The organism is Corynebacterium tuscaniense DNF00037, assembly GCF_000759055.1.
GTDB lineage: Bacteria > Actinomycetota > Actinomycetes > Mycobacteriales > Mycobacteriaceae > Corynebacterium > Corynebacterium tuscaniense.
On the sequence record NZ_JRNG01000042.1, the window covers coordinates 1 to 26,612 of the forward strand.

General features: G+C 59.6%; 23 protein-coding genes. 16 read left to right on the forward strand and 7 right to left on the reverse strand.

Annotated elements, in window-relative coordinates:
• Positions 1-341: 341 nt before the first annotated feature.
• From brnQ to HMPREF2129_RS08790, 4 genes are all read right to left on the reverse strand, one after another.
• Positions 342-1,778 carry a branched-chain amino acid transport system II carrier protein gene (gene brnQ / locus HMPREF2129_RS08775; protein WP_084576760.1) on the reverse strand — a complete coding sequence of 479 codons (1,437 nt, stop codon included), beginning with the start codon at positions 1,776-1,778 and terminating at the stop codon, positions 342-344.
• Positions 1,779-1,880: 102 nt separating this feature from the next.
• Positions 1,881-2,966: a phosphotransferase gene (locus tag HMPREF2129_RS08780; RefSeq protein WP_034665619.1), complete on the reverse strand. Its 1,086-nt coding sequence runs from the start codon at positions 2,964-2,966 to the stop codon at positions 1,881-1,883.
• A gap of 26 nt (positions 2,967-2,992) precedes the next feature.
• Positions 2,993-4,735 carry a maltose alpha-D-glucosyltransferase gene (gene treS / locus HMPREF2129_RS08785; RefSeq protein WP_034665621.1) on the reverse strand — a complete coding sequence of 581 codons (1,743 nt, stop codon included), beginning with the start codon at positions 4,733-4,735 and terminating at the stop codon, positions 2,993-2,995.
• 11 nt (positions 4,736-4,746) lie between these two features.
• Positions 4,747-5,892 carry a MalY/PatB family protein gene (locus HMPREF2129_RS08790; protein ID WP_034665624.1) on the reverse strand — a complete coding sequence of 382 codons (1,146 nt, stop codon included), beginning with the start codon at positions 5,890-5,892 and terminating at the stop codon, positions 4,747-4,749.
• Between the two features lie 55 nt (positions 5,893-5,947).
• On the opposite strand from HMPREF2129_RS08790, the gene HMPREF2129_RS08795 reads away from it, so the two are divergent.
• On the forward strand, positions 5,948-6,376 hold the full coding sequence (locus HMPREF2129_RS08795) for a VOC family protein (protein ID WP_052093087.1): 429 nt from the start codon (positions 5,948-5,950) through the stop codon (positions 6,374-6,376).
• 3 nt (positions 6,377-6,379) lie between these two features.
• Here HMPREF2129_RS08795 and HMPREF2129_RS08800 read toward each other — a convergent pair whose 3' ends face one another.
• A complete protein-coding gene (locus HMPREF2129_RS08800; RefSeq protein ID WP_034665664.1) occupies positions 6,380-8,269 on the reverse strand; it encodes an ABC transporter ATP-binding protein in 1,890 nt (629 codons plus the stop codon).
• Positions 8,270-8,325: 56 nt separating this feature from the next.
• On the opposite strand from HMPREF2129_RS08800, the gene HMPREF2129_RS08805 reads away from it, so the two are divergent.
• Positions 8,326-8,868: a hypothetical protein gene (locus HMPREF2129_RS08805; protein ID WP_052093089.1), complete on the forward strand. Its 543-nt coding sequence runs from the start codon at positions 8,326-8,328 to the stop codon at positions 8,866-8,868.
• A gap of 23 nt (positions 8,869-8,891) precedes the next feature.
• Positions 8,892-9,452 carry an isopentenyl-diphosphate Delta-isomerase gene (idi, locus tag HMPREF2129_RS08810; RefSeq protein ID WP_034665629.1) on the forward strand — a complete coding sequence of 187 codons (561 nt, stop codon included), beginning with the start codon at positions 8,892-8,894 and terminating at the stop codon, positions 9,450-9,452.
• Between the two features lie 22 nt (positions 9,453-9,474).
• Here idi and HMPREF2129_RS08815 read toward each other — a convergent pair whose 3' ends face one another.
• Positions 9,475-10,749: a carboxylesterase family protein gene (locus HMPREF2129_RS08815; RefSeq protein WP_034665631.1), complete on the reverse strand. Its 1,275-nt coding sequence runs from the start codon at positions 10,747-10,749 to the stop codon at positions 9,475-9,477.
• A 33-nt stretch (positions 10,750-10,782) separates the two neighbouring features.
• On the opposite strand from HMPREF2129_RS08815, the gene HMPREF2129_RS11035 reads away from it, so the two are divergent.
• Both HMPREF2129_RS11035 and HMPREF2129_RS11160 read left to right on the forward strand, forming a co-directional pair.
• The gene (locus HMPREF2129_RS11035; protein WP_156959273.1) at positions 10,783-10,950 is read left to right on the forward strand and encodes a hypothetical protein; all 168 of its coding nucleotides are present in this window, start codon (positions 10,783-10,785) and stop codon (positions 10,948-10,950) included.
• A gap of 6 nt (positions 10,951-10,956) precedes the next feature.
• Entirely contained in the window at positions 10,957-11,097 is a 141-nt protein-coding gene (locus tag HMPREF2129_RS11160) for a hypothetical protein (RefSeq protein ID WP_034665634.1), read from the forward strand.
• 69 nt (positions 11,098-11,166) lie between these two features.
• Here HMPREF2129_RS11160 and malQ read toward each other — a convergent pair whose 3' ends face one another.
• Positions 11,167-13,338: a 4-alpha-glucanotransferase gene (gene malQ, locus HMPREF2129_RS08825; protein WP_034665637.1), complete on the reverse strand. Its 2,172-nt coding sequence runs from the start codon at positions 13,336-13,338 to the stop codon at positions 11,167-11,169.
• A gap of 172 nt (positions 13,339-13,510) precedes the next feature.
• On the opposite strand from malQ, the gene HMPREF2129_RS08830 reads away from it, so the two are divergent.
• The 11 genes from HMPREF2129_RS08830 (at position 13,511) to HMPREF2129_RS08880 (ending at position 26,430) form a co-directional block, all read left to right on the forward strand.
• Positions 13,511-15,358: an AMP-dependent synthetase/ligase gene (locus tag HMPREF2129_RS08830; protein WP_034665639.1), complete on the forward strand. Its 1,848-nt coding sequence runs from the start codon at positions 13,511-13,513 to the stop codon at positions 15,356-15,358.
• 99 nt (positions 15,359-15,457) lie between these two features.
• Positions 15,458-17,260, forward strand: coding sequence for an AMP-dependent synthetase/ligase (locus HMPREF2129_RS08835; RefSeq protein ID WP_034665642.1), 1,803 nt, complete (start codon positions 15,458-15,460; stop codon positions 17,258-17,260).
• Positions 17,261-17,379: 119 nt separating this feature from the next.
• Positions 17,380-18,048, forward strand: coding sequence for a hypothetical protein (locus HMPREF2129_RS08840; RefSeq protein WP_034665665.1), 669 nt, complete (start codon positions 17,380-17,382; stop codon positions 18,046-18,048).
• Positions 18,049-18,393: 345 nt separating this feature from the next.
• A complete protein-coding gene (locus HMPREF2129_RS08845; protein WP_146014981.1) occupies positions 18,394-19,305 on the forward strand; it encodes a PDDEXK family nuclease in 912 nt (303 codons plus the stop codon).
• Positions 19,306-19,325: 20 nt separating this feature from the next.
• Positions 19,326-20,468, forward strand: coding sequence for a radical SAM family heme chaperone HemW (hemW, locus tag HMPREF2129_RS08850; protein WP_034665647.1), 1,143 nt, complete (start codon positions 19,326-19,328; stop codon positions 20,466-20,468).
• A 57-nt stretch (positions 20,469-20,525) separates the two neighbouring features.
• Entirely contained in the window at positions 20,526-21,551 is a 1,026-nt protein-coding gene (hrcA, locus tag HMPREF2129_RS08855) for a heat-inducible transcriptional repressor HrcA (RefSeq protein WP_034665650.1), read from the forward strand.
• A gap of 7 nt (positions 21,552-21,558) precedes the next feature.
• Positions 21,559-22,689, forward strand: coding sequence for a molecular chaperone DnaJ (gene dnaJ, locus HMPREF2129_RS08860; RefSeq protein ID WP_034665653.1), 1,131 nt, complete (start codon positions 21,559-21,561; stop codon positions 22,687-22,689).
• A gap of 4 nt (positions 22,690-22,693) precedes the next feature.
• Positions 22,694-23,401, forward strand: a complete 708-nt coding sequence (locus tag HMPREF2129_RS08865; RefSeq protein WP_034665656.1) for a 16S rRNA (uracil(1498)-N(3))-methyltransferase — start codon at positions 22,694-22,696, stop codon at positions 23,399-23,401.
• Between the two features lie 10 nt (positions 23,402-23,411).
• On the forward strand, positions 23,412-24,446 hold the full coding sequence (locus HMPREF2129_RS08870) for a PhoH family protein (RefSeq protein ID WP_052093083.1): 1,035 nt from the start codon (positions 23,412-23,414) through the stop codon (positions 24,444-24,446).
• Entirely contained in the window at positions 24,443-25,012 is a 570-nt protein-coding gene (gene ybeY / locus HMPREF2129_RS08875) for an rRNA maturation RNase YbeY (RefSeq protein WP_034665658.1), read from the forward strand. The genes HMPREF2129_RS08870 and ybeY overlap by 4 nt, the downstream gene beginning before the upstream one ends.
• The gene (locus HMPREF2129_RS08880) at positions 25,009-26,430 is read left to right on the forward strand and encodes a hemolysin family protein (protein ID WP_052093086.1); all 1,422 of its coding nucleotides are present in this window, start codon (positions 25,009-25,011) and stop codon (positions 26,428-26,430) included. Before ybeY ends, HMPREF2129_RS08880 begins: the two co-directional genes overlap by 4 nt.
• Positions 26,431-26,612 lie beyond the last annotated feature (182 nt).

The window sequence follows — 26,612 nt, forward strand, 5'->3', positions numbered from 1 at the left end:
ACCTGGGCATCAAAGGATGCCAGGGTCTCGATCGGGTTGGCGAGACCCGCGACTAGTGCTGCAAAAGTGTTCATGCCGGCAACGCTAAACCGAAAACCAGAAACGCGCGAAAAGGGCCTGTGAATAGTTTCTAGTTATCCACAGGCTCCGCGCGCCAGAACACGCCACGTAGCCAGATAACGTGCACAAACAGCCCGGTTCCCTACACAACGAAAAAAGATCCAAACACTTGGCACGGAAGCAAAACCGACCACCGGACACGCAAAGTGCCGTGTATCTTATCATTCCTGTGCATGAAAACGGGCCCCATAGGGGCCCGAGTTTTCTAACTGAGGGAAGGTTTAGAGCTTCGCTTCAGAGGCTTCAGAGGTCTCAGGGCTTTCAGTGCCTTCGATGCTTGCGCTGCCTGCACTTTCGATTGGACGGTGCGTACCAATCTCCAGTGGCGGGACAGGGCGGATCACGTCAATAAGTGCACCGATGATGAAGGCAACACCGGTGGGAAGCAGCCAGCCAAGGCCTTCTGCCTCCATCGGGGACCAGTTCACCAGCGGCCTCAGGGCGTCTGCGCCCCAGTCCAGGGAGATGAAGGTGCCGATTGCGGACCAGACGACAGCAACCCAGATAGGCAGGAAGAAGCCATAGCGCATGCGGGTGCGGCTACGGAAGGCTGGCTCGATGATGGTCACGAAGATCAGCGCGATAGCAGGTGGGTACAGGAAGCCGATGACCGGAGCTGCGATGGACATAACGAAGGAAAGGCCTTGCGTTGCGATGATCGCGGAAGTGACAGCGAAGATCACTGCCCAGGTGCGGTAGGAACCAGCGAACTGCTCAGAGAAGTACTCCGCGGTGGAGGTGATCAGGCCAATCGCGGTGGTCAGGCAGGCAAGGAGGACGATCAGGGCGAAGATGATCTGGCCTGGCTTGCCCATCATGCTCAGGGCGGCGTCGGCAAGCAGCGGTGCACCGGACTCGTATTGGTCTGCGCCGGGCATGGAGCGACCGATGAGGCCCAGGCCAACGTAGATGACGGCAAGCATGATGCCTGCGCCGAGGCCGGCGAAGATGGTGGCGCGAACTAGTGGTTTGCCCTCGCCAACACCCTTGTAGCGCAGGGAGGAAATGATCACGATGGAGAACGCCAGAGCGGCGATGGAGTCCATGGTGAGGTAGCCCTCAAGGACACCGGAGGAGTATGCGTTGGTCGCGTAGGTTTCCGTCGGGGTGAAGTTCTGGTTAGTCAGCGTGAAGACGGCCAGAGTGATCATGATGACCAGCAGCAGGACGAGTGCTGGGGTGAGGAAGCGCCCCAGGGTGTCGGTGATGGTGGTCGGGTTCCAGGACAGCGCCAGGGCGATGCCGAAGAAGACGATGTTGAAGATTACCGCAGGGACGATGCCTTCCCAGCCGAAGACCGGGGTCATGGCAACTTCAAAGGACACTGCTCCGGTACGTGGCAGAGCGTAGAAGGCGCCGATGGACAGGTAGGCCAAGATCGGGAAGATCACGCCGAAGATGGTGCCTGCACGCTGTGCAAGGTCGCGCACGTTAGAGCCGGACAAGGCAATAGCGATCACGGCCAGGACGGGCAGTAGGGCACCGGTGGTGAGGAAGCCAAGGATGGCGGGCCAGAAGTTATCGCCGGCTTGAACAGCCAACATCGGCGGGAAGATCAGGTTGCCGGCACCGAAGAACATCGAGAACAGTGCAAGACCTGTGAACAGGATTGCGGTCCGCGAGCTCCCTTTGCCAGTGCCTTGAGTCACTGTAGACATCGTTCCTCCAGGAAAATGACGGGGTCGAACAATTAGTAGGTGACACCCTATCATCTCACTGCACGAGATCAATATCCTATCGGGTGAAAACGCTGTCCTGGGTTAGTTACCCAGCCCACTCACAAGGTCCCGGAGTGCGCCCAAGGGGATCTCCAACCAGTCGGGCCGATTGTTAGCCTCGTACACCACTTCATATGCGGCTTTATCAGCAATCAAGGAGTTCAGAATCGGGTTCTCCGCGACACCGTATCCCGCAAGAAGTGCGCTCACATTGGCACGGCCGCCCATTGCCTCCGCGTAGCCAAAAGATCGGACCATGCCTGCAACGTCGCGCAGTGGGTGGTCGGGTTGTCGGCGCTGCTCAAGTGGGCGTGCTGGTTCGCCTTCAAAATCAATGAGGTACCACTGCCGCGCAGTGTCAGTGAGCAAGGCTTGCCCCAAGTGCAAGTCGCCGTGGATGCGTTGGATAGCCACCGTGTCATCGGGAACACTGTCGTACAAAGCTCTCAGTGCCTTCTCGTAGTCGCGCAGGATTTCAGCGCGCTCCACCAATTCGTCGAGACGCGAGTGCAGCAGCTCACGTATGCGTGTGCCCGGGACATCTTCGTGCCCGAAGGACTCCGCCAGTGCATCGTGGACAGTGCGTATTGCAGCGCCAAGCGCAAAGCAATCATCATCAGACAGGCCCGTGTTCAGTGCGTACTGGAAGCCATCGTGACCGCCAGCAATGAAATCCTGCAGCATCGCTAACGTGCGCCCATCACGCACCACATATCCCCGCACACCAGCGACATGCGGGCAGTCCGCGATGCCACTGAGCAGTTCCACATCTGGATTAAGGCCTTCTTCCAGTTTGCGGAAGACCTTCAGAATGTACTTCTCATCCACAACCAACGAGGTATTTGACTGGTCAGCTTGCAACGGCCGCGCATTCGCCACAGGAAATACCCCATGTACATCACCAAAAGCAGCCACGTTTTCCAGGTAGGCTTGCGCGCCAGCGTCAGTGTCCAGGACATCTTCATCGAGGTGCTTATCGACGACGACTTGGTACACATCCCGCACACCCCCATGCACCACATCCATCAGTTGCCAGGCGTAATTACCTGCGGGCACCTCCGCGGTGACAGCGGAGGATTCAATGGGTTCAGATTTAGCGCCATAAAAGCGTGCAGAGTGCAGATCCATGGGGAAGGCTGGCCCTTTCTTGTGAGTTAATTGCCGGAAATGTCGAACCAAAAGTGGCCATGTGGTGCCAAGGTGACCAGCCATGGCAGTTCACCGATGGCGGGGAATTCCACGTTGCCTGACAGCTCACGCGGAGTTACCCCGGCCAGGTGGCTCAAGTTCATCTCCACTGGTTGGGGCAGGGAACTCATGTTGTTCACGCACAGGATGCGTTCGCCTTCAAACTCGCGGATGAACGCCAGCACCTGAGGGTTCGGGTGATCAACTTCCTGGTAGTCACCACGACCGAAGGCCTTGTATTGCTTGCGGATGTGCACGCGTTCGCGCACCCAGTGCAGCAGAGAATTTTCGCGTTCCATTTGTGATTCCACATTCACTGCCTGATAGCCGTATGTGTCATTGCGGATTGCGGGCAGGTAAAGCTGCTCCGGTTGGGCGCGGGAGAAACCACCATTGCGGTCCGCGCTCCACTGCATGGGAGTGCGGACACCATCACGGTCAGGCAACCAAATGTTGTCACCCATGCCAATCTCATCGCCGTAGTACAAAAACGGTGAACCAGGCAGGGAAAGCAACAAAGCGTGTGCCAACTCAAGGCGGTCACGGTGCCCACCCAGAAGCGGTGCCAAGCGGCGACGGATACCCACATTTGCTCGCATCCGTGGTTCCGAGGCATAGGTGGCGTACATGAAATCACGTTCTTCCTCAGACACCATTTCCAAGGTCAACTCATCATGGTTACGCAGGAAGATACCCCACTGGGCGGTGTCTGGAATAGCCGGGGTTTCCCGCAGGATATCGATGATGGGCTGTGCCTTCTCCTGGCTAATACCCATGAAAATCCGTGGCATGACGGGGAAGTGGAATGCCATTTGGCATTCATCCCCCGAGCCATCCTCACCGAAACCGAAGTACTGCACCACTTCATCCGGCATCTGGTTGGCTTCGGCGAGGAGGAAGCGGCCGGGATACTCTTCGTCGAAAAGCGTGCGCACGCGTTTGATGAACTGGTGGGTTTCCGGCTGGTTCTCACAATTCGTGCCTTCGCGCTCGAAGAGGTACGGGATCGCGTCAAGGCGGATGCCGTCCATGCCCAAGTCAAGCCAGAAACGAATGACATCGATGATGGCGTCCTGCACAGCGGGATTGTCATAGTTCAGGTCCGGCTGGTGGGAGAAGAAACGGTGCCAAAAGTACTGCTTCCGCACCGAATCATACGTCCAGTTGGATTCCTCCGTATCAATGAAGATGATGCGCGCTTCGCTGTACTCCGACGGATCATCCGTCCACACATAAAAGTCCCCATACGGGCCCTCCGGATCACGGCGTGATTCCTGGAACCAAGGGTGAGCATCCGAGGTGTGATTGATGGGAAAGTCCGTGATGATGCGGATGCCGCGCTTGTGCGCCGCATCCACCAGCGAAATGAAATCCTCTACCGTGCCAAACTCCGGCAGGACCTTCCGAAAATCACGGATATCGTAGCCGCCATCCCGCAGTGGTGAATCATAAAAAGGTGGCAGCCAGAGGCAATCAACGCCGAGCCACTGTAGGTAATCAAGCTTCTCCTCAACACCCTTCAGCGTGCCGGAACCCGTATCGTCCGGATCATAAAAGGCACGCACGAGAACCTCGTAGAAAACAGCATCCTTGTACCACTGCGGGTCCGGGCGCTGCCAAGGCTCGTTGCCGGGAGCAGGGGCCGGGGTTGCATACTCGCTGGCATCAGCCTCGATGATCAATCCTTGCGGGTCAGTGTGCTCTTTCATGCACACCGAGGTTACCCAGCTGTGCGAATAGCTGCAGAGATCCGTTCCACTGCCTCGGCCAAGATCTCCGGGCTCGTGGCAAAGTTCAAGCGCACATGGTGTTCACCACCGGCACCAAAAGTTGCTCCCTCATTGAGAGCGACCTTGGCATTGCGGCGCAGCCACTGTGCCGGCAACGGATCATTGCCAATCGCCGTGTCCTGGAAGTTCAAGAACATCAGGTAGGTGGCATCCGGTCGGGTGAACTCAACCCCAGGGATAGCCTCCGGCAGGCTATCCGCGAGCCAGTCGCGGTTCTTCTGCAACGCCACCAGCTGGTCATCTAGTGCTTCGGTGCCGTGGCGGTAGCACGCCTCCGCTCCCACAATGCCCAGGGTGCCTGTTCCGTCCTTGGCCACACCGGTCAGCCCATCCCAGATCTTCACATCCTCTGCGTTGGAAAAGACAATTTGGGCGCACTTCAAACCAGCGATGTTCCATGCCTTGGACGTTGCTGTCACCGTGATGCACACGTTGGCGGATACGTCATTGACACTCGCCGCGCAGATGTGACGGTTCCCGCCGGTGGGGTAGACGATAGGCGCGTGGATTTCATCCACGAGCACACGCGCACCGTACTTATCGGCGATGGCGCACAGTTGTGCAAGTTCTTCCGCACCGAAGAGGTAACCCCACGGGTTATTCGGTGCGGCCAACAGAATGGAACCTGCACCATTCTTGAATGCAGCCTCTACCTCCATGAGATCAAGCCCGTTCTTCGCACCAACTTCCACCATTTCGCGGCCAGCGGTTGCCGGGATTTCCAGGAACGGTGGGTAGGACGGCACCGGGACAATGACGGCAGAGTCCGGTTTAGTGAAGTATTCGACGCCCAACAGCATTCCGCGCACCACGTCCGCAACCGGAAAGACCCACTCTGGGTTCGGGCGCCAGCCGTAGCGCTCCGCGTAGAAATCGGAGAGAGCATCGCCGAGCTTATGGTGTGCCGGGGTGTACCCAAACATCTCTCGGTCCACCGCATCCTGGATCGCGCGTTTCACTGGCTCAGCGGTTGGAAAATCGCTTTCAGCAACCCACAACGGCAGCACATCGTCGCTGTACTGGGTCCACTTGCGGGTGCCACGAGCGCGGAGGGAATCAAGACTAGGAAAGTGCATGGCTCCCACGCTAGCCTTTGACCTTGCCCTAACGGCAAACTTTATTCTCGCGGACATGATTGATCGTTCCATTTATCCAATGCCCATGTTTGTGACTTTGCCGGTGAGGGATTTCGCCGCGACTGAGAAGTTCTACCACGCTGCAGGCTTCATCTCCCTGGCTACCATCCCGGGCGCAGACGGCGCTCCAGCCCTTATTCATTTCCGCCGCCAGCGATACCAAGACATCCTCGCCGTTCCCGCACGTGAACTCACTCCGGGCTCAATCACGGTGACTTTCGCTGCCCACGACGATGATATTGACGCCATCGCCACCGCCATGCGCGCCGTCGGAGCAAATGTGGAAGGGCCGGCGGACACACCATGGTTCACCACTGACATAACTGCGACCGACCCAGACGGGCACACCATCATCTTCACCAAGCAGCGCAGTCAGGAGGCCGATCAAGCACAGAAATGGGCAGATACCTTCGAGATGCAATAGCAACTAGTTGGTCGACTTCGTTATCTCTTCGGTGTCCTCGGTGTCTTCCGCATCTCGCAGGCCGAAAGCCTTGAGTCGCTTGCGGTCAGCGGCGGACGTGGATGCAGTGAGCGCCAGCAGTTCTGAGTAGATACCACCGGAAACAGCAAGCTCCGCGGGAGAGCCAATCTCATCGATGTGGCCGTCTTTGAGGGTGATGATGGTGTCGGCATCCGCAATCGTCGATAAGCGATGGGCGATCATGATGGTGGTGCGATCCTTCATCAACTCCTCCAGGCCAGCCTGGACGGCGCGCTCTGACTTCGTGTCCAGTGCTGAGGTTGCCTCATCGAGCACCAGAATGGGCGCGTTTTTGAGCATTGCGCGCGCCACTGCTACTCGCTGCTTCTGTCCACCGGACAAGCGCAGGCCACGCTCACCAATGACCGTGTCATAGCCGTCCGCGAAGCTGGTGATGAAGCCGTGTGCATTCGCCCGCTTCGCCACAGCGACGACTTCCTCATCCGTGGCATCCGGCTTGCCGTAAGCGATGTTTTCCCGGATCGTGCCGGAAAACAACGCTGGCTCCTGAAAGACAACCCCCACGGAGGCTCGCACCTGCTCAATATCCGCTGCATCAATATCCGTGCCACAGACCGTGAGCGTGCCCGCATTGATGGGGTACAGGCCCATGAGCAGATTGACCAGAGTGGACTTCCCGCCGCCAGACTCACCAACGAGCGCAACCTTCTCCCCATGCCGCGCGGTGAAACTGATGCCATCCAACACCGGCTCACCAGCGTTGTAAGCAAAGGACACCTGATCAAAGCGCACCATCGGCTCCTGCTCAGGCAAAGCTGGCACCGCCGTTGTATCCAGCACCGGCACATCCGATGCCGCCGTCGCGGCAACAACCTGGGTGTTGGCGGATTCCTCCACCTCTTCATCCATCACCTTGAAATAATCACGCGAACCGGCAATGGCGCGCTGGGCAGAATCCACCAGCCAGCTCATCATCTGCACCGGGTGCTGCGCCATGGCAACCAACTGGACCAACATCACCATGTCACCGATGGTGAAGCGACCATTCAGGGTTTCTTTGAACAGAACCAGATAAATGCCAAAGAAGATCACGTTCATGGCCATGCCACGGGCCACATCCATGGAGTGCCACCAGCGTGATTGCGGTTTAGTCAGCTCAATGGTCTGACCGTAGTGTCCACCAAACTTATCCAATTCACGCGACTCCGCCACGAAGGACTTAGTCACCTTCACCTGACCAACGACCTCAGCGAAACGGCCATTAGCAAGGTCGATCTGCTCATTCTTGCCCTGCTCAAACTTCTGCCACTTCTTCGAGGTCAGCGCTGTGAGCCCGAGATAAATAGGGAAGAGGAGCAAAAGCAGGATGGTCAGTGGCCAGTAGAAATAGGCCGTGATTCCCAGCACCGCAATCACCTGCAGCAGCATAGGCAGCAGCGTGTTGGAAAAGCTCTGCACCGTCTGCGTGATGTTCATGATGGAACGGTCCAGCCGGGCAATGATCGTGCCGGTAACCTGGCCATCGAAATACCGTTGAGGCAGCGACAATAACTTGGCAAAGTACCGAGTGGACAACACCTGGCGGATACGGGCCGCCACCACATCACCCAAATAGCCACCCACGTTGCGCATGAGAGTGTCCACAGACTGCGCCGCAAACAACGCGATGGCCAACCACAAGATCGTGGTTATCGCCGCACCGGCTGCATCCGGGCCCTCCTGGATGGCACCAACAATCGTGTTTGTTGCCTCACGCAGAATAAACGGTGAGACCAAAGCCAAACCGGCAGTCACCGAGGAGATGAGAACAATGCCCAGGTAGTAGGGCCACAGGGCGGAAGCACTACGAAGAACACGAAATAAAGGTTGCACGGGCATCAACCTACACGGGTGCAACAGCGGTGCTGTTGGGCTGTAGAGTAATGGCCATGTCTGCTCACACACTTCGGGTCGCTGCCGTTGGTGCCGTGGCCTGCTTGGCTTTCACACTGTCCGGCTGCGTTAGTAATGATGGTGTGGAAGGCCAGGACGGCACAATCACACCAACGACGGGCGTGGCCACAGAAACGGAAGGCCCCGAGCCTTTTGCCGTTGAGAAGGTAAGCCCGAAAGAAACCACTGAGATTTCAGGTGAGTCCGTGGAGGACCCGGCCATGCCGGTGTCCTACAAGTGGCAGGGCAGCCGCTCAGCTTCGGGTGGCACGGTCGTTACCGTTGCGGTGCACAACACCTCTGATTCGCCGATGCCGGTGGACGCTCTCGGCTCTCCAACATTGACATACAACGGCAGCCAGTCCGCACGCAGCATAAGCGCTGAGTCCGCGGGGCTTGAGTTTGAAGGATTGGACCTGCCGTTGGGAGCCGGTGCCACGATGAATGTGCAGTACGCCTTTGACGTGAGTCCGGGGAGCCTGTCGCAGGCGAAGTTCCACATCGGCAATATTGTCTTCACGGGTAACCTCAACAACTAATCAACAGCGAGGAGGAAGCGACGATGACAGTGTCTTCCGAGCCTGTGGAGCAGGTTGTTCTACTGGATGAGGCCGGCCAGCCGATCGGCACCGAAGCGAAAGCGGTTGTGCACACGGATGCAACGCCACTGCACCTTGCGTTTTCGGCATGGCTCTTTGATGACTCGAGGCAGCTCCTTCTCACTCGTCGTGCCGTGAGCAAGAGAACCTGGCCGGGTGTGTGGACCAACAGTTTTTGTGGCCATCCCGGCCCAGGTGAATCCGTTGAGGACGCCATTGTTCGCCGCTCCATCGAGGAGCTGGGGCTGAAGTCTGGCGATATTGCGGATCTGCGCCCAGTTCTGCCGGACTTCCGCTACCACGCCGTGGACGCATCAGGTGTGGTGGAAAACGAAATCTGCCCGGTGTACGCCGCACGCTTGGTTGCCGGCGCAAGACTACACCCAAGCAGGGATGAAGTTGAAGAGTTCACGTGGGTAGACCCGACGGACCTTGTTGCTGCGGTTGAACTCACACCATTCGTGTTCTCCCCATGGCTCGTTGAGGAACTTGCGGACGTGCGCCTGCGCTCTGTTTGGTGCTAACCGCCCGGGCTTCGTCGGGCTGCTAGTACTTTCGTGAAAACACTCCGCGGAGATACCCCAATGGATCGGTGACCAGCGTTGGATGTTCGCCGGAGAGGTTCACGCGCAGAACATTCTTCTCGGCGCCATAGGGTGCCCAGCCTGGTTCGCCGGTGGTGACGTAGCGGATAAGACAGGCGTTCAGGCCAGTACCGGTCTCGTAAGGGGCGGCACCGAAAATGGGGGCGAGTTCGGCACAGTGGCGTGCACGCGTGGTGGCGTCGGAGACAAGTTCAGCCTGCCAGACGGTGCCGGGCGCGCGTTGGGCAACGTCATCGACCCAGCGACGGATGAGGTTGGCGGAGAAGAACTCACCGGCAATGTGCTTGGGGTTGCGTGCTTTCAGGCGTTTCAAAAACGGCCGGTACATGCCTGGTTTTAGCCCAATGAGGAAGCCGGGTAGTGCCATCATGAGCCACCCAAGCCTGAGCTTGTCATGTTTGACGGTGCTGTCAAACATTTCCTCCTCCACGGTGGTGATCACCAGATCCACCTCAGCCATTTCCTCCGGTTCAAGCGGACCTGGGCCCAGCGCCATGTCCGTAAAGTAGCGTGTCCGCACCGTACGGTAGGCGCGTTCCAAAACCTTCGGCTTAGCGCGGTTCAGTGCATCACGGGTCAGCGGGATACCGGCACCAGCCCGAATGACGGATTTGCGTTGCGCATAGCTCATTCGGGGGAACCCTGGGGAAAGTGCCAGAGCACGCCGAAAAGCGCCACGGTAGTGGTCGTTGCGCATGAGCCACAGCACGATCGCCGCGCCAGCTGAATGGCCTGACAACGTTACGTTCGTGGGATCTCCACCGAAGGCCTCAATATTCTTCTGCACCCACTCCAACCCCAGTGCCACATCATCCACAGCGCGGAAATGATGCGGCTGATCATCATGAAAGCGAGCCAGGCCAGGAAGTTTCATCCGGTAACCAATGCGCACCAAGATCACGCCGTTCGCGGCTAGTGCCTCGCCAGGTGAGGCCGGGTTGGTATGGTCCCCCGTTTCAAAACGTCCACCGTGAATGTGTACCAGCACCGGCAAATCATCCGCATCAGTGGCGCCAGCTGGGGTGACGATGGACAGGGCGACGGCGTCCGGGCGCTCCCGTGTCGCGTCAATAAGCAAGCCCTTTTCGGCCGGAACCGCATCGTCAAAAGGTGCCGGAATCTGCGAGTACTCAATGGAATGGAAATAGGCAGTGGCGCCGTGCGCCACCCCCACCACCGTCCCAGCCGGACACGTCACTTCAACGGGGGAGTTCATGGCACCACAGTCTAACCCGGTAGTTTGGTGTGCGTGATCGATATTGGATTCAGCCTGACCCAGACGACTCCCTGGGTGCAGTTGCCTCTCGTGCTCATCTTTGCACTGCCTGCTGCCGGCGTCGCTGCCGTTGGGTTGGTACGCGGAGTGGACTGGCTCGCTGCAGTTTTGGGGGATTCAACGCAAGGCGACGTAGAGTAGGTTTCCATGGCTAACCCCGAAGACCTGCGCAGGGAGGATCAGAAGCTCCCCAAGGCGCGCAGGAAGTACCCGCGTTCGCGTGTCACCCAAGCACTCTGGGTGCTTATTGCGCTCGTGCTCATCGCGGGCATCCTCAGCATGCTGTAGATGCCCAAAGGGCATCTACAGCAGAAAGAGCATCTACAGCAGAAAGAGCATCTGCAGGAGCCAGCTCACCTAGCTGCGTGGTGGGCGCGCGGATGCCTCTGCCATTCTGCGGAAGAGCTCCATGTTTTCCAGATCCTCAATGAGCACGGCCTTGCCGTCCTTGTCGCACAAGGGTACGCACCAGTTCTGATATTGCTCTGAGTTGGTGCCAGGCAGGTTTTGTACCCGTTTGTCACCCACCATGTCCACCAAATTTGTGCAGGTGAGTGCGGAATTAGTGCCAGCGATGAAGCGCGTTAGGCCCAGGACGAGTTCGTCCACATCGCCACGTTCATCACGGCCCAGTCCGGCGAACTGCTTATCCGCCAGGTCCGTTCCGGCGAAAGCCCCGGACTCGCGCACCGTGTCCAGGACGTCGCGCTGCCAGGCGACATCGGTGGCGTCGATGTCCTCCAACGCGTCGCTCATAAGCCCCAGCTCATTGCGCAACGCATTGTGTGCGCCGGATAGGTACCCGGCAGTCGGTGGCAGATCGTGCGTGCCAATGGAGGACAGCGCCAGGTGGCGGTACTCCTGCTGGCCCAACGGGCGGCCATCAGTGGGGGAGTGCTCAAACCAGATGACAGATGTGCCCAGCACGCCGCGATCCCGCAAAACGTCCTGCACCCATGGCTCGAACGTGCCCAGATCCTCACCGACAACGACGGCACCGGCGCGCTGCGCCTCCAACGCGAGAATGCCCAGCATTGCCTCATGGTCGTAATTCATGTACGCGCCATGAGAAGGCGTTGACATGCGGGGAATCCAGAACAGGCGGAACAAACCCAAGATGTGGTCCACGCGGATGCCACCGGAATGGGAGAGCACGGTGCGCAGAAGATCACGCCATGGCTTGTAGCCAGCCTCCGCCAACTTATACGGGTTCCACGGTGGTTGGGACCAGTCCTGGCCTTGCTGGGAGTAGCCATCTGGCGGGGCGCCTACTGAAGCATCCGGAACCAAAACCTTGCGTAGCGTCGTCGCATCGGCTCCGTCTGGGTGAACACCCACTGCCAGGTCCGTCATGATGCCAATGCGCATGCCTGCCTGCACAGCTTTGGCCTGCGCAGCGGCGCGTTGCCGGTCCGCGACAAACTGCAGCCACATGTAGAACCGGGCGAGTTCCTCCTGCTGCTCAACTGGTACAACGATGCGGTGCTTATCGTCGGCGGCGAGAGTATCCCGGTCAATCTCCGCTTGGGCGCACCACTGGGCAAAGGCCACCAGCCCTTCGCCCTGATCCGCAATAAATGCATCAAAAGCCTCGTGGTCGCCGGATTCCTCGAAGAGGAAGTACAGCTCCTGCAGGACAGCCAGCTTGGTGTCAAAGATCGTGTTGCGTTCAATGAAGTCCGCTGAGCGGTTGCGCGCTTTCAGGTCGGCGGACAGTTCGTCGATTTCGCTACGTGTTTCCGCGTCCAAAAGCTCAAACTCTGGCACATCTTCCACCGCAATATAAATGGGATTGACAAACCTGCGTGATGTGGGCAGGTAGGGCGAATCCTCCACGGGTGGGAAAGGCTGTGCTGCATGAACCGGATTGATCAGCAGGTAATCCGCGCCGTGACGCGCAGCCACCGCCGCGAGTTCGCCCAAATCGTGGAAATCACCAATACCCCAGGACTGCTCTGAACGCACCGAATACAGCTGCGCCATCATGCCCCATGCGGGATTTTGCACGAGCTCAAGATTTGTGGTCAGCAGCCGCGGCGTCACCACAAGAGTGCACTCTTGTGCAATTTCAGCCTGTTCGCTTGTCGACGCTAGGTGGATCCGATGCCACCCCACCGGCAGATCTCCGCGGGTGTGGAAGGATGCCTCACCCCACTCGATGCCATCACGCCATGTGGGCGGATTCCAGTTCTCATCCTGGTAGACGGGTGAAGTGGAACCATCCTCGAGCGTGACCCACACATCGGCAGGGGCACCCTCCGGGACATGTACGGTGAAGGATTTTTCTTCCCCCTCCTTTGCCACCAGAACTGGCGGCAGGGGGCGGGTTGCCCAGTGGCGCCGCCACGTATCGAGCGCCTCCGAAAGTTCCTCATCTGAAGGGTCATCCGACAAAGGGACGTCGAGAGCCTGAAGCAGCGTGACCAGGGATTCACGCGGGGACGCTACAGTCTCATTGGTCAGCCCACGGTAGGTGAGGGAGAAGCCGTAGGCGGTTGCAAGATTCTCGAGGAGGTCGGTGTCAGCCACACTATTGCATTCTGCCAAAGAACAGTGGCGCTCGCTTCATCCTGCCGTATCCCGGCCTAATTTCTCCTACGAAAGTGGCTAACTAAGTGTGCGTTACCCGCCCCACACAGGGTACGGTTTTGTATTGTTCGACACACCGCGAAGGTCGTGAAAAGTAGCGAAAGGTAGGTCCGTGACTACTCCCAGCAAGACTTATTCCACCCCAGCAGGCTTTACGCTCGCGCCCGACGAGAACTGCCTGACACTCGTGATCAAGCAGTGCACGGAGAACCCCGACAAGGTGATGTTCTCCCGTCCGGAGGGCCATGACTGGGTAGAAGTGACCGGCCGCGAGTTCATGGAGCAGTTCCGTGCTGTTGCCAAAGGCCTAGTTGCTAATGGCATTGAGTTCGGTGATCGCGTGGGGCTGATGGCTGATTCCAGTTACAGCTGGGCTGTCATGGACTTTGCTATCTGGGCTGCTGGTGCATCGAGTGTGCCTGTGTACCCGTCCTCCTCGGAGCACCAGGTGCAGTGGATCGTGGAGGATTCCGGTGCGCGCGTGGTGGTCACGGACACGGAAGCAAACCGCCACCTCTACGACAACCTGGTGTTGGGTGAGGATGGCACGCCACGGCTGAAAGATTCCCCATCCCAGCTGCTGCGCACACTTTCCTTCGCAGGGGATGCGCTCGAGATTCTCGCTGAGGATGGCAAAGATGTCGAAGATGCTGTTATCGACGATCGCATTGCCCGCATCCAGCACGACGACTTGGCCTCACTCGTCTACACCTCCGGCACCACCGGCCGCCCCAAGGGCTGCATCCTCACCCACCTGGTGTGGGCGCATGAGGCAGTGGCGCTTTTGACCCACCCGATTGGTCATACCATTGCTACCCGCCCCGATGCCCGCTACGTCACCATTCTTCCACTGGCGCACGTTCTTGCCCGCGCTGTCGCGCTGGCCTCCACCATTGCTGGTGCCCACCAGATCCACTGGTCTGATACCCGCACCATCGTTATGGGTCTTCAGCGTTTCCAACCTCACATGCTGCTGGGCGTGCCACGCATCTTTGAAAAGGTGCGCGACGGCGCCTACAACAAGGCCGCCGATAGTTCCAGCTTTGCGGCACGTACCTTCCTCGAGGCGGAGAAGGCCGCAGTGGCGTACTCCAAGGCGTTGGATACTCCGGAGGGGCCGTCGCTACGTCTGAAGGTGAAACGCTCGATTTTTGACCGACTGGTGTACAAGAAACTGCGCGACGCTGTCGGTGGTCAGGCCGAATTTGCTATCTCTGGTGGCTCCGCACTGTCCAAGCACCTCAACCATTTCTTCCGCGGTGCGCGACTGCCGATTTGTGAGGGCTACGGGCTTACCGAAACAGCCGCTGCCGCAGCCGTGAACTTTGGTGAGGAGACCAAGATCGGCACCGTCGGCAAGCCTCTCAACGGCTACTCCGCAATGATCAATGAAGACGGCGAGATTTGCTTCAAAGGCGACGGCGTATTCAAGGGTTACTGGAACAACCCGGAAGCCACCGCTGAGGCAATCAAGGACGGCTGGTTCTGCACCGGTGACTTGGGTGAGATTGATGAGGATGGCTACATCACCATCACCGGCCGCAAGAAAGACCTCATTGTCACCGCTGGCGGTAAGAACGTGTCGCCTGGCCCGATGGAGGATATTCTGCGCGGTGACCCGCTCATCTCTCAAGCCCTCATCGTGGGCGACGGCAAACCCTACGTGGGTGTGTTGGTCACCCTCGATGAAGACGAGCTGCGCCGCTGGAAGGCCACCAATAACGTTCCAGAGTCCACCCACCTGCGTCAGTTGGTGAAGACCCCTGAGTTGCGCGCCTACGTCCAGGACGCTGTCAATGAAGTGAACCGCACCGTCAGCCACGCGGAGCAGATTAAGAAGTTTCGCATTTTGACCAGAGATCTAACCGAGGATTCCGGGGAGATGACCCCGACGATGAAGATCAAGCGCAACGTGGTCTTCGAGCGTTACAAGAAGGACATTGACCGCTTGTACCGTTAAATGTGGCGTAGTTAACAAAAACTTTCTGAATCTGCCACGAGCACACTCCCTTCCCGGTATTTTCTTTAGAAAAAGTACCTCGAAGGGAGTTTTATCGTTATGGCCTTGTCCACCTACACCACCCCGGCACCTTTTACCGTCGCACCAGATGAGAACTGCTACTCGGCTCTTGTGGCCAACGCAGAAGCCCGCCCGGACACTGTGTTGTTCACTAAACCTGAAGCTCATGAGTGGCGGGATGTCACCGCGACGGAATTTGTTGCCGAGGTGCGCGAAGTGGCTAAGGGGCTCATCGCTTTGGGGGCGCAGAAGGGGGACCGCGTCGCCCTACTGTCCGGTGCGCGCTACGAGTGGGCATTAGTGGACTTTGCCATCATGGCCGCCGGCCTGACCACCGCCACGATCTACCCCACGAGCTCCCTGGACCAGGTGCAGTGGATCGTCGAAGATTCCGGTGCCGTCATCGCCATCGGTGAGCGCCCGGAGCACGGCAGCATGTTTTCCTCGGTCATCGATTCGGATCTCCGCGAGATCATGCTTTTCGACGATGAACCCGGCGCCATCGCCACCCTCAAGGAAGCCGGGCAGTCCGTCACTGACGCTGAGCTGGATGAGCGCATAGCCGGAATCCACCACGATGACATTGCCTCCTTGGTGTACACCTCCGGCACCACCGGCCGTGCCAAGGGCTGCATGATCACCCACCTGAACTGGATCTTCCAGATTCGTGGTCTTTTGGCTCACCCGGCTGGCCAGGTGGCTCACCGCGGCAACAAGGTGGTCACCTACCTGCCCCTGGCTCACGTCATGGCGCGCTCCGTGCACCTGGCTGCCACGATCGGCGAAACCACCCAAACCCACTGGCAGGACGTGTCCACCATTGCTGCTGAGTTCCAGCGTGTGAAGCCGGATCTCGTGCTTGGTGTGCCACGTGTGTATGAGAAGGTGCGTGACGCGGCACGCAGAAAAGCCTCCGATGGCTCCGCAATCGGCGCAAAAATCTTCGCCGATGCGGAGAAAACCGCCATCGCCTACTCCGAGTCACTTGACCACGGCAGCCCATCGCTGCTCCTGCGGGCGAAGCGGGCTCTCTTTGACAAGCTCGTCTACTCCAAGATCCGCGAAGCGCTCGGCGGCAAAATGGCTTACGGCATATCCGGTGGTTCCGCCCTGGGCATCCCGCTCGGCCACTTTTACCGTGGCGCCGGCCTGCCGGTCTACGAAGGCTATGGGCTGACCGAAACTTCCTCCGCCGCTGCGCTCAGCTTCGGTGACGACCGCAAGATTGGCAGCGTGGGCAAACCAATGATGGGCTACACCGTGAAACTCACCGAGGAAGGCGAGATCTGCTTCTCCGGCCCCGGCGTCTTCACTGGTTACTGGCGGAACGAGGAAGCCACGAAGGAAGCGCTTATTGACGGCTTCTTCCACACAGGCGACCTCGGCCACCTCGATGATGACGGCAACATCTCCATCACCGGCCGCAAGAAGGACATCCTGGTCACCTCCGGCGGTAAGAACGTTGCTCCGCAGCCACTCGAGGAGCTGCTCCGCCAAGACCCGCTCATCTCTCAAGCAGTTGTAGTCGGTGATGGCAAGCCCTTCATCGGTGTGCTCGTCGCCTTAGACGAAGACGCATTGAACACATGGAAGGCAGAACGCGGCATCGACCCGGACACCCCCACCTACCGGCTGGCCAAGCGCAATGATCTGCGCATGGAAATCCAGGACGCCATCAACCGCACCAACCAGGCCGTGAGTAAAGCAGAAGCGATCAAGAAGTTCCGCATCCTCCCGCGCGACCTCACAGAAGCAGACGGCGAACTGACCCCGTCCCTGAAGGTGAAGCGCCCAGCGGTGCTCAAGAGCTTCGACCACCAGATGCGGAAGCTGTACCCCTAAATTTCTGGTTTGCTACCCCTGTTTCCCGCTCTCCCGGCGCGCCGTACAAGAACCTGTGAATTTCTGGCTTAATGTTGGCCACCGAACCCACCAATCCGGTCAACCCCAAGGAGGCGAGTGTGCACCGGACCGCTGCGACGCTGCGCCACCGCGAGCTGACCCAAGAGGTCTACAACATCGGCGACGAGGTTGCCGAGTATATCGAGCACATCGCCGAAGCCATCGCCGATTACGACGGTGAACTCACCGACGACTGCCTTGCCGAATTTTCTGAAATCGTCGACGATGCGCGTATTGACGCACGTCGCGTTGTCGGTGAACTGATCGGCCTCCGACAGGCGCTCGTGTCTGGTGTGCGCGCTGGGTCGATCTCCGCGGCATTGCCGGCCGAGGAACGTATCCCCGAACCTGAACGTCTCGATGCCGCTGGGCTTTTCGAACTCTTCCCGCTCCCTTCCCCCTCCCCGGTAAAGGACATGTCGGAAGCATGCGCCCAGCGCACCGACCTCATCGTCCAGCACCTCGGTGAAGTAGTGGACTTTACCCTCGAACAAACCGACATGGTGGCCCAGAACCTCGCCGCAGTGTCCCTGCCGCACCTCTACGCCCGTGTCGGTGAGCTAGTGGAATCCGCCGTCGATGGATGGCTCGACGCCGTGGCTGCTGAACATCCTGGCTTCACCCGCGCTATGCGAGGTTCCAACCCACCGAAGTTCCTTGAGGAACGCGCACGTGTGGATGCCATCGTGGCCAAGGTTGCAGCCAAGCGCTCCCGCCGCGGCGCCTAGTTCGTGGCGCAAAGTCTGTTCGTGGCGCAAAGTCTGCTCTAGACCCGCCTCGGTTCCAGCTGATGCCCCCCAAGCGCCTCAAATCGCAAACTGCAATAAACGTTTTCAAATAAACCAGGATGTTCCGCCAGATTTTTGCAGAAACTGATTCGCCCACCTGGTTCATTTGAAATCATTTATTGCAGTTCATTTATTGCAATTCATTCATCACGCTTTGGACGGGAACGAACCGGTGGGGGACAGCTGAAAGCATCCGCCTGTGGATAACCAAGCGAATTTCACAGGGGGAAAACGGTAAAGCTCGACAAGCGGAGCGCCATCACTGAAGCTGTGTTTATGGGGGATATGAGACGAGCCGATTTGGCAGCCATGATTATCAATTTGCGGACCGCTCCGGGGCACAGCCGCGAGGTGTTGGAGGGGATCCAGGACGGGTCAGTGACTCTGCTGAGCAGAGATAAGGCGATTCGTACCGAGAGTTACCAGGATTTGCCGGACTATGAGAAAGCGTTTCTGCGGGCGTATGCGGTGGGGTTGGGTGCTCATCGTGCGGTGTTGACGGGGTATTCGGCGGCGCGGATGCACGGAATGTGGGTGGCGGGCAGTGCTCGCGAGCCGGTTGAGTTGGCGCTGCCGGCGATTCCGCCGCGGACGCAGTGGCAGGCTGGGACTCTGTACCGCCGGTTGGCGCTGGCGGAGGAAGAAATTCTGCACGTGGGTGGGGTGCGGACGCCGAGGTTGTTTCGGGTGTTTGTGGAAATTGCTCGGCATCATGGGTTCGTCGCCGGCCTGGTGGCAGCGGATTGGTTGAGAGGGCTGGGGATGGAACTCGAAGAAATGCGCAGGCAAGTTGCGTTGCTGGGGCCGGTGCGTGGAGTGCGGAATGTGCGTGATGCGGTGGAGTTCTCCGTGGCCTGTTCGGAGTCGCCGTTCGAACCATACGCGCGGGGGCTACTCATCCGTGTCGGGTTGAATGTGCAGGCACAAGCATCGCTTTGCGGTGGCAATTACCGCGCCGACCTCCTCGTCGAAGGCTGGACAGTGGTGGAGATTGATGGGGATGTGAAGTACTCGGGAGAGTACGGGGAGGCGGGACAGGTGTTGTTAGAGGAGAAGAAGCGGGAGAACCGGATCCGGAATGAGGGGATGTCGGTGTTGAGGTACTCGCCGGCGGAGTTGTTGCGGGACCCGGGGAAGTTTGTGCGGGAAGTTCAGGCGGAGGTGGCGAGGAACCGGGCCAAGGGGGCAGTGGCGTGAGTCTGCTTAGATGGGCAGGTATGAGTCCTAAGGCTACTGACGCTTTTGGCGTGTACGTGCACGTCCCGTTTTGTTCAACACGGTGTGGGTATTGCGATTTCAATACGTATACCCCGTCGGAGACGGAGACGAGCTATGCGGCGTACTTGGATGCGTTGGAGCAGGAGCTGGAGCTGGCGGTTGAACGAGCCGGACAAAGGGGGCGGCCAGCGGACACGGTGTTCATCGGCGGGGGAACACCATCGCTGCTCGGGGCAGATGGTTTGGGCAGGATCCTGGAACGGATCCGGAACACGTTCAGCCTGGCTGAGGGGGCGGAGGTGACTACGGAATCGAACCCGGAGTCAACGAGTCCGGAGTATTTCGAGGGGCTCAAGGCGCATGGGTTCACGCGGGTGTCGTTGGGTATGCAGTCCGCGTCCACGCCGATTCTGAAGGTGTTGGACCGGCAGCACACGCCGGGCCGGGCGGTGGCAGCGGCGAAGGAGGCGCAGGCGGCCGGGTTTGAGCACGTGAACTTGGACCTCATCTACGGCACACCAACGGAGACGGAAGATGATGTGAAGCGCAGCCTCGAAGCAGTGTTGGAGGCGGGGGTGGATCATGTGTCGGCGTATTCACTGATTGTGGAGGACGGCACGGCGATGTCCCGGAAGATCCGGAAAGGCGAGCTGCCAGCCCCGCAGGAGGATACGTATGCGGACCGGTATGAGCTCATCGCGGACACATTCGAACAGGCCGGCTACGGCTGGTACGAGGTGTCTAATTGGGCGAAGGACGGCGGTAAGTGCCGCCACAACCTCATCTACTGGCGTGGCGGGCACTGGTGGGGCGCAGGGCCGGGGGCGCATGGGTACGTGGGCCGGACGCGGTACATGAACGTGAAGCGCCCGGAGCGCTACAACCAGATGCTCGCGGGCCACGAGCTACCCATCCACAGCATGGAGACCATCACCGATGATGAGCACCACTTTGAGCAGATCATGTTGGGCCTGCGGCTCAAAGAAGGCATTCCGGTGGGGTGGGTCGGGGAAGGGGCGCGGGGGGTCGTCGATAAGCATGTGCGTGCTGGGCTGCTGGAGGTAGATGAGCGGATTCGGGTGACGGATGCTGGCCGGCTTTTGGCGGACGGGATCATCACGGATATCTTGGCGGCGGAGTGATCCGACGCTACACTGACTTAGCAGTCGACGCTCTAGAGTGCTAAGGAGGAAGCGAAAATGGCTAGTCCCGCACGCGAACGTAGGCAGGCAGTCCTGCGGGCGATCGTGGCGGACTACATTGCGATGCAGGAGCCGGTCGGGTCTAAAACCCTGGTGGAGAAGCATAAGCTCCAGGTCAGCTCCGCAACAATCCGCAACGACATGGCGGTGCTTGAGACGGAGGGCTACATCGCACAGCCGCATGCGAGCTCGGGGCGTGTGCCCACGGAGAAGGGGTATCGCGCGTTCGTGGATGCGATCAATGAGGTCAAGCCGCTTTCGTTGCCGGAGCGTCGGGCGATTTCGGATTTCTTGGAGTCCGGCGTGGACTTGGAAGACGTGATGCGGCGCTCGGCACACCTGTTGGCGCAGCTCACGCGCCAGGCAGCGGTGGTGCAGTTGCCCACGCTGTCGGTCTCGCGCATCAAGCATTGTGAGGTTGTGGCGTTAACGCCGCGTCGCCTGTTGATCGTGGTCATCACGGATAACGGGCGCGTGGATCAGCGCAACGTTGAGCTCAGTTCGCTTATCGACGAATCTGGGGTCACCTACCTCCGCGACCTCCTCAACGGAGCCCTGGCTGGCAAGACGATGTCGGACGCATCAAGCTCCCTGGCACTCCTCGCCGCCGATCCGCCGCCAGCGGTGGCAGACCACGTCACGCGGGTGATCGCGGTGATCATGGACACCCTGGTGGACACACCGTCGGACCGTGTGTTGATTGCGGGGGCGGCGAACCTGGTGCCGAAGACGACGGATTTGCTCAGTGTCGTGGAAGCACTGGAGGAGCAGATGGTGGTGCTCAAGCTGTTGGCTAATTTGCCGGAGCTGGGTAACGTCTCCGTGGTTATTGGCAAGGAGAATGAGGACGAGGATCTGGCGAAGGCCAGTATCGTGACCACCAGTTATGGCACTGCGGGGGAGACGTTTGGTGGTTTGGGTGTCCTCGGCCCAACGTACATGGACTACCCCGGTACGATTCAAAAGGTTGCGGCGGTGGCAAACTACATCAGCCTGATTCTCGCCGGCGAAGAAAGGACTTAACTCAACTGTGGCACGCGATTACTACGGCATCCTGGGTGTGGATAAGAACGCCACGGATTCGGAGATTAAGAAGGCGTACCGGCGTTTGGCGCGCAAGTATCACCCGGATGTGAATGACACGGATGAGGCGGCGGAGAAGTTCCGCGAAATTTCCCTGGCGCAAGAAGTGCTGTTGGATCCGGATAAGCGGCACATTGTGGACCGCGGAGGCGACCCGATGGAGCAGGCCGCCGGTGGCGCCGGCGGGGGCGGATTCGGGTTCGGCGATATCTTCGAGGCCTTCTTCGGGGACGGCACCGGCGGTGGCGGGCGTGGACCGCGCTCTCGCGTGCAGCCGGGCAGTGATGCGTTGTTGCGAACCACGATTACGTTGGCGGAGGCCTACACCGGTACCCGCCAGGAAGTCACGGTGGATACCGCTGTGCTGTGTGAGCACTGCCACGGCACGGGCTCAGAATCTGAATCCAAGCCGGTGATGTGTGATGGCTGTGGAGGAAACGGCCAGGTGCAGCAGGTACAGCAGTCCTTCCTGGGCAACATCATGACAACGACGACGTGTCCGAAGTGCTCCGGTTTCGGTGAGATCATCACGGACCCGTGCCAGAAGTGTGGTGGCCAGGGCCGTGTGCGCTCACGCCGGGACATCACGGTGAATATCCCCGCCGGTATTTCCTCCGGCATGCGCATCCGAATGGCTGGCCAGGGCGAGGTGGGCCACGGAGGTGGTGCGGCAGGTGACTTGTACGTGGAGGTCACCACGGAAAGCCATCCGGTGTTTGTCCGCGATGGGGATAACTTGCACCTGAAGGTGTCTGTACCCATGTTCGATGCAGCATTGGGCACGGATGTGACGGTGGAGAATCTGGCGGGGGAGACCACCGCGATTGAGATCCCGGCTGGCACGCAGCCGAATGAGGAGATCGTGCTCGAGGGCGAAGGCATGCCACGCCTGCGCGCGGAAGGTGCTGGCAACATGGTGGCCCACGTCCAGGTTGTTGTGCCGACGGAGCTGACCAAGGACCAGCGCGCAGCGCTCGAGGATTTGCGCGACGGCCATGAGGCCGAGGCCTTCGTCGAGGAAGACCACCCGGAGGGTGGCAGTTTCTTCGGCCGTATGCGTAACCGGTTCCGCCGCTAAAACCATGAGTCTGCCGTTTTTCATCACCGCTGATCCCCTGTCCGGCCGTCTCAGCGGGCCGGAAGGCCGCCATGCCGTCACGGTCAAAAGAATCCAGCCGGGAGAGCACATCATGCTTATCGACGGCACCGGCACCACCGCAGAAATCCGCGTCACCGCGGTGGAGGGGAAGGATGGGTTGGTGGGGGAGGTCGTCGATAAGCAAGAGGTGCCGAGGCCTGTGCCGAGGGTGACGATTGTGCAGGCGATCCCGAAATCTGAGCGTGCTGAATTGGCCGTGGACCTGGCCACGCAGGGCGGCGCTGATGCGATCGTGCCATGGATTTCGCACCGCACAATTGCGCGGTGGCAGGGCCCGAAGGTGTCCAAGAACGTAGAGAAGTGGCAGGCCACGGCGCGTGAGGCGGCGAAGCAATCGCGTCGGGCGTGGATCCCACAGGTGCATGATCCGGTGACCACGAACCAGCTGGCGGAGATGCTGGCGGGAAAAGTGGCGTATGTGCTGCATGAAGATGCGACGGTGAGCATCAAAGATGCGGATTTGAGCGCAGACGAGATCTTCCTCATCATCGGCCCGGAAGGCGGCATTGGTGAAGATGAGCTGGAACTGCTCGGCGCACAGGCGATCACGCTCGGCCCGGAGGTTCTGCGCACGGCGAGCGCCGGGCTGGCAGCTCTTTGCGCCGTCGGGGCGTTGACGGGGCGCTGGTAGGGTAAACCGCATGGCAGAACTGGTCACAAGCTCCTACGAGCTCGACCCCGATTACGCCCAAGCTGTGCTGGGCATCAACGACGCGACGCTGCACACGCTCAACCAGCTGCTCGGCGCCGACCTTTTCGCTCGTGGCACCACCGTGACCATGCGCGGTCCGGTTGACTCCGTGGCCTACGCCGCGCGGGTAGTGGATGAGATTCAGGCGATGGCGCGTCGTGGCATTGTGATCACCCCGGATGCGGTGAAGCACGCGGTGGACATCATGGCCACGGACATGCCGGAATCCGCCGCTGAGATCCTCGGTCGAGAGATCATCGCACGCCGCGGCAAAGTGATCCGCCCTAAAACAGCTGGCCAGCGCGAGTATGTGGATGCGATTGATGAGAACACGATTGTCTTCGGCATCGGCCCCGCAGGTTCCGGCAAGACCTACCTGGCAGTGGCTAAGGCTGTTCAGGCACTGCAGGCCAAGGAAGTCAAGCGCATTATTCTCACCCGCCCCGCGGTGGAGGCAGGGGAGAAGCTGGGCTTTCTGCCCGGCACACTGAATGACAAGATCGACCCGTATCTGCGCCCGCTTTATGACGCATTGCGGGACATGCTCGACCCCGAAATGATCCCCAAACTCATGGAGGCCGGGATCATCGAAGTGGCGCCGTTGGCGTACATGCGTGGCCGCACGCTTAATGACGCGTTTGTGATCCTGGATGAAGCGCAAAACACCACGCCGTCACAGATGAAGATGTTCCTCACCCGCCTGGGTTTTGGTTCCAAGATGGTGGTCACCGGTGACATCTCCCAGGTGGACCTGCCGCGTGGCGTGGTCTCTGGTCTGCGGATCGTACGCAAGATCCTGCGGGACGTGCCAGGGATTCACTTCCAGGAATTCGGCGCGAATGATGTGGTGCGCCACCAGCTGGTCAGCCGTATTGTGGCCGCATACGACAAGTATGACGCGGACCGTGCTGCACGCTGGGATGCGGAGGCGGAACACCAGGCGCATCCGGAGGACACTCCAGCGGACACTAAGGAGCAAGCATGAGCATCGAAGTTCTGAATGAGTCTGGGGAGACGGACATCAACGAAGAAATGCTCGTTGATGTTGCCTCCTTTGCGCTGCGCGCCATGGACGTTCACCCGGACACGGACCTAACCATCACGTGTGTGGATACACCCACCATGGCAGATTTGCACATGAGGTGGATGGACTTGCCCGGCCCAACGGATGTGATGAGCTTCCCCATGGATGAACTCACCCCGGGTTCCGGTCGCCCGGATGCACCGGCACCTGGCCCGGCCATGCTGGGGGACATCATCTTGTGCCCAGAGTATGACCGGAAGCAGGCAGACGCCGCTGGTCACCCGCTCGGCCATGAAATGGCGCTTCTCACCGTCCACGGATGCCTGCACCTGCTGGGTTATGACCATGCCACCCCGGCTGATGAGCGTGAAATGTTCGCGCTGCAGAACGAGATCCTGGCAGATTGGTACGACAACTTGGAGGCCCGTGGCGTCACCTACCAGCCGAAACCGGAAGGCAAACATGCTTTCCCGTCGGCGGCGGATCGGGTGGAGCTTGACGGGATCGTCGAGAAGCGAGGCGAATAACCACCGTGACTTTGTGGGCAACCTACCTGCTCGTAGCGCTCGTGTCCTTGGCAGCGGCGGGCGTGATCAAAATGATCGAGTCCGCGCTCATCCCGATTTCCAAGGCGCGCGTGGAAGCGATGGCCAAAGACGAAGCCAGTGGTGCACGCGCCCTGCTGCGCGTGGTGGATTCCAAAACCAACCACCTCAGCATGCTGGCGCTCGTGCAAATGGTGCTGGATACTGTGGCTGCGGTCTTCGCGCTGCTCACGGCGATGGAGCTGATCGAATCCCGCGTGTGGGCTATCACAGCCGCGATCCTGGCCGTGGCGTTGCTGCGCTTTGGGCTCATTGGTATCAACGCACGCCGGGCCGGCAAACTCAACCCGTACACGATCTCGCTGCGCGCGGCGCAGATCCTTACCGTGGTGTACACCGTGCTTGGCCCGCTGTCCAAGCTGCTCATCCGGGCCAGCAACCTGGTCACCCCTGGTGAGGAGGACCTGGAGAACCCCTACGCCACTGACGTGGAACTGCGCGAAGCAGTGGACATTGCCCAGGAGCAGGGCGTGGTGGAAACCAGCGAGCGCCGCATGATCCAAAACATTTTTGATCTCGCGGATACACAAGCGCGCCAGGTGATGGTGCCACGCCCAGAGATGGTGTGGATCGAACATGAAAAATCCGCCGGCCAGGCAGCGAACTTGATGATCCGTTCCGGGCACTCTCGCGTCCCAGTGATCGGGGAGAGCGTCGATGACGTGCTGGGCATCGCATACCTCAAAGACGTGGTGGCCAAAACCTACAACCGCACCGATGGCGGCACCGGCGTGCGCATCACGGAACTCATGCGCGAACCAATGTACGTCCCCGACTCCAAGCCACTGGATGATCTGCTGCAGGAAATGCAACGGGACCAAACCCACATTGCCATCCTGGTGGATGAATACGGTGGCATCGCCGGGCTCATGACCATGGAGGACATCCTCGAGGAGATCGTCGGTGAGATCGCCGATGAGTATGATGCGGATGAGGAAGCCCCCATTGAGCCGGTGAACGGTGAAGATCCCGCCGCGCAGTCGCGTTTCTTCCGCGCCCAAGCACGCCTGCCGCTGGATGATCTGGTGGACTACTTCGCCGATGAGCAGGGCTTCGCCTTCGAGTTCGACGAAGAAATCACGGACAACGTGGAAACCGTCGCCGGCCTTTTGTCCTACGGCCTGGGTCGCGTGCCACTACCAGGTTCCGACGTAGAAGTCGGCGGCATTCGCTTCACCGCCGAAGGTGGCCGCGATCGCCGTGGACGCATCAAAGTGCGCACCGTGCTCATTGAAGTCCCCGAGTCGCTTATCGACGTTGCCGGCGCACCCACCGACGACACCCCCGAACTCAGCGGCTCCGGATCTTCCCGCACCTACCGTCCTGCACCCAGCGAGTAACGGGCTAAACGACACGATCCATGTCCGGTGCCGTGCTGTATTCCTTTCCTCAAACCTAACTCTAAGACCGCCTCTGAGCGCCCAACATAGACCGGTCTTGTGTTTTCCGCCGGCCTTAACTTTTTCATGTTTGTAGGGAACCGGGCTGTTTGTGCTGGATCTGTGACTTCTTCGCGTGTTTT